The organism is Aeromonas sp. HMWF014 (assembly GCF_963878295.1).
In the GTDB taxonomy this organism is placed as follows: Bacteria; Pseudomonadota; Gammaproteobacteria; order Enterobacterales; family Aeromonadaceae; genus Aeromonas; species Aeromonas popoffii.
Map to the genome: position 1 here is coordinate 1 of NZ_CAWNYS010000452.1, position 2837 is coordinate 2837.

General features: G+C 58.6%; 6 protein-coding genes. All 6 read right to left on the reverse strand.

The window, feature by feature from the left end; translation table 11 throughout:
* Positions 1–85: 85 nt before the first annotated feature.
* The 6 genes from AAC083_RS17800 to AAC083_RS17825 all read right to left on the reverse strand — a co-directional run bounded on the left by AAC083_RS17800 (position 86) and on the right by AAC083_RS17825 (position 2764).
* On the reverse strand, positions 86–400 hold the full coding sequence (locus AAC083_RS17800; protein WP_108535494.1) for a hypothetical protein: 315 nt from the start codon (positions 398–400) through the stop codon (positions 86–88).
* A 115-nt stretch (positions 401–515) separates the two neighbouring features.
* Positions 516–812 (reverse strand): hypothetical protein, encoded by a 297-nt coding sequence (locus tag AAC083_RS17805; RefSeq protein ID WP_108535495.1) that lies wholly within the window; start codon positions 810–812, stop codon positions 516–518.
* Between the two features lie 74 nt (positions 813–886).
* Positions 887–1228 (reverse strand): hypothetical protein, encoded by a 342-nt coding sequence (locus AAC083_RS17810; RefSeq protein ID WP_108535496.1) that lies wholly within the window; start codon positions 1226–1228, stop codon positions 887–889.
* 1 nt (position 1229) lies between these two features.
* Complete coding sequence (locus AAC083_RS17815; protein ID WP_108535497.1) at positions 1230–1772, reverse strand: hypothetical protein; 543 nt, start codon at positions 1770–1772, stop codon at positions 1230–1232.
* Positions 1773–1849: 77 nt separating this feature from the next.
* Positions 1850–2212 carry a hypothetical protein gene (locus AAC083_RS17820; protein ID WP_108535498.1) on the reverse strand — a complete coding sequence of 121 codons (363 nt, stop codon included), beginning with the start codon at positions 2210–2212 and terminating at the stop codon, positions 1850–1852.
* A 45-nt stretch (positions 2213–2257) separates the two neighbouring features.
* Entirely contained in the window at positions 2258–2764 is a 507-nt protein-coding gene (locus tag AAC083_RS17825; RefSeq protein ID WP_108535499.1) for a hypothetical protein, read from the reverse strand.
* Positions 2765–2837 lie beyond the last annotated feature (73 nt).

The following is a 2837-nucleotide window of genomic DNA, read 5'->3' on the forward strand; positions in this document are numbered from 1 at the left end:
AAAGCCGAGGTTCGGCCTAACCAAGTGTCCGGATTTAGTTGACCACTACATTGGTCATTGGTGTGGGTGGCTGTCGTGGTCATGATTAGCGATACCTCAGTTGGGGGTGGATGATGGTGCCGGGCACGTTGTGGCGCTGGCGTAGTCTGGTCAGATGCGCTGGAAGGTCGGTCAGGCTTGCCAGTCGCCCTCGGTAGAGCCGGGAGAGATTGATGTAGTCGGGGTGGTGCACGGTGATGGTCACCTGATGCCCTGGCTGCCATCGGCTATACAGGCGTGCTTTGGCTTGCTTGATGGTGGTGATGCCGGGAGCGGGTAACGTTTGCCGGTTGCGCAGGTGCAGTTTGTTGAGCTCGGGAGCATAGCGATGCACCTCGAGCCCGGTGATAAGACGGGTCATGAGAAATTACTCCGACGATGCAAAGGGCCAGCCTGAGAGGGCTGGCCCTTTATGCTGTATGTGGATGAGCGGGGCTGGGTTGCTGTGGCTGTTGACCGCTATCGAGTCGCGGTGGCTAGCTGTTGTAAAACAGGATGTAGTTCACGCCAGCCTGCTGGGCGGCAGTGAGCAAGGGTTGCAGCGCTGGCGGGATGGCATCGAGATCCATGGCCAGGTTCAAGGTGTACTCATAGGCGGAGTCATCCTTCACACCGACATGTTCATGGGAGGCCATACGCTTGACCCATTGCCATTCCGGCACCAGGTCTGCGTCATCGTAATCGCCAACGATGGCGCTCATGGCGACATCCAGCATCTGCATCACGGGATGGCCTGCCAGTGGATTAGGTGTTGTAGGTTGGGGGTTGGTCATTGCATCGTTCCTTGTTGTCTGGGCTGTCGCGCCCTCTGGCTATTCATGAGCATAAGCACTTGAGCTGTGCGTTGTTACAGCTGATTGATAACCGGCTTGCCATTGAGCCGGTCCAGCAGGTGCCGCGAGCCGTATTGGGCTACCAGTCGGTCTATGGCCATCTGGGCGCAGACCGTTCTGCTGGGCTTATTCTCCGGGACTGCGTAACGAGCAGTGAGCCAGCCGCCGAGCAGCGCGATGCGATAGCCACTGGGGATATGGGTGAGCGAGGTGCCGATGCCCCTCCCGTGAATGAGGAAAGGCACGGCCTGCCCACCGATGTCGATATCGATGCGTTGCCCCTTTAGCTCGAAGGTAGTGAGTTCCCCGGTTTGTGGATGTTTGCCAGGCACCTTGATAGTGATGTGTTTGGCCATTTCACACCTCCGGCTTGGCTTCAAAGTGGTGGGTCACAACGCCTGCTTCCGGGTCGATGCTGATAAACGCCGGGGCTTGCGGGTGGTACTGGTAGAGTCGCGCCAATTCAGCGCGAAACGCCTCGATGCTTGGCGCCATCACATGGTGGGTATCCCCCTCGGCATAGGTAAAAGTCTCCAGCTTCTCGGTGTTAATCCAGATGCCGTAGTACCAGGCGTCCTCCTCGGTGTCGTATTGCTGCCAGCCCTGAGCCAGCAGTGTTCGGTCGTAGTAGTAGCGGTCAGCCTGATGGCTACCCCGGTCGATGCGGCAACCAGTCACGGTGAGCTCAAGCGGGATACTGCCCGCCTTGTGGGCCTTCTTGACCCGGCGCAGCAGCTTGAGTGCCTTGGTTCTGCTACGGCCATTACCGAGCGGTTGCGGCTGTCTGGCCCGTAATGCCAGGTGGGTCATTATCTTCGGTGCGGTGTTGTGGTTGAGCTGGCCGATGGCAGCGGTTATCTGCCGAGCGGACAGGGATTTGTAATCACGCAGGTTGTGCATGGTGGATTCCTTCAAATGCAAACAGCCCCTCGGTGTGAGGGGCTGTTAGAGGTCTTGTTTGTGCTGGTGGCCGTGGCTCAGGTGTGACTACTCCAATCCGGCTCGTCATTACTACCGTGGTTGACGTAGGCCCCTACTATCACCCGCTGCCACTCGCCGACCGGTTGACCCGCTGCATTACAGGGGCAGCGAAAGCGGGCGAAGTTAATCTCTCGTGGCAGGTGCTCACGCATATCTCGTGGACTGACAAAGAGCGTGGTCTTGTGCAGTACCGGGTTGGGGGCGACCAGCGGGCCGCCAATACGTCTCCCCTCCACATCGTGGGCATAGGCAAAACTCGGCAACATCAACTGCTGGCTGATGAGCTTGGCGAACCCTGGATGGGCGCACATGGCCTCTGCCACGGCGGCCTGGCTAAAGCTGTCGTTGAATTCGATCATGGTATTGCTCCTGATGAAGAAGGGAGTGAGTGACGGTTCTGACCATCACATCTCTCCCCAAGGGGCTTGTTCCCACAGTGACAGCCGGGTCAGCACGTCTTGCGCCAGCGCTTGCTGCAACTGCTGTATTACCTTGACCAACCGAGGTGCCTGCTCAGGACTCCCACTCCATTCGCTCGATTGGTACAGGGCGCAGCAGGTGAATTTGTACAGCGCCACCAGTTCGGCATCGGTGAGTGGTGCCTGGTGGTAACGGTGGGCAGGTTTAAGCGGTCCCAGTTTGGTTGAGCCACGCTGGCGTGGTTCCTTCAGGCTCTGCTCACGCCCCAGCTGATAGCGATGCCAGACTGCACGGCGGTTTGCGAGCATCATCAGTCGTACCAGCCGGTCAACCCGCCATGTCCAGGTCCTGGTCGTGTCTGCTGGCGGTATCCACCAGAGGGTGCGCAGCAACTCTAGGGTGTAATGGGGGGGCATCGGGGCATTGCAAAAGCGGTGCAACTGCACGGCAAAGGCAAGGTAATCCTGGCGGTCAATCATGAAAGCAGACATGGGGGTGACTCCTTGAAATGAACAAGGCCACCTGCAGTGAGGTGGCCCTGTGGGTTGTGTCGGCATATCCAGA

What these genes read in the sequence shown, in the direction of transcription:
- AAC083_RS17800 (WP_108535494.1), bottom strand. Translation starts at nt 400, where the DNA reads ATGACCCGTCTTATCACCGGGCTCGAGGTGCATCGCTATGCTCCCGAG.
- AAC083_RS17805 (WP_108535495.1), bottom strand. Translation starts at nt 812, where the DNA reads ATGACCAACCCCCAACCTACAACACCTAATCCACTGGCAGGCCATCCC.
- AAC083_RS17810 (WP_108535496.1), bottom strand. Translation starts at nt 1,228, where the DNA reads ATGGCCAAACACATCACTATCAAGGTGCCTGGCAAACATCCACAAACC.
- AAC083_RS17815 (WP_108535497.1), bottom strand. Translation starts at nt 1,772, where the DNA reads ATGCACAACCTGCGTGATTACAAATCCCTGTCCGCTCGGCAGATAACC.
- AAC083_RS17820 (WP_108535498.1), bottom strand. Translation starts at nt 2,212, where the DNA reads ATGATCGAATTCAACGACAGCTTTAGCCAGGCCGCCGTGGCAGAGGCC.
- AAC083_RS17825 (WP_108535499.1), bottom strand. Translation starts at nt 2,764, where the DNA reads ATGTCTGCTTTCATGATTGACCGCCAGGATTACCTTGCCTTTGCCGTG.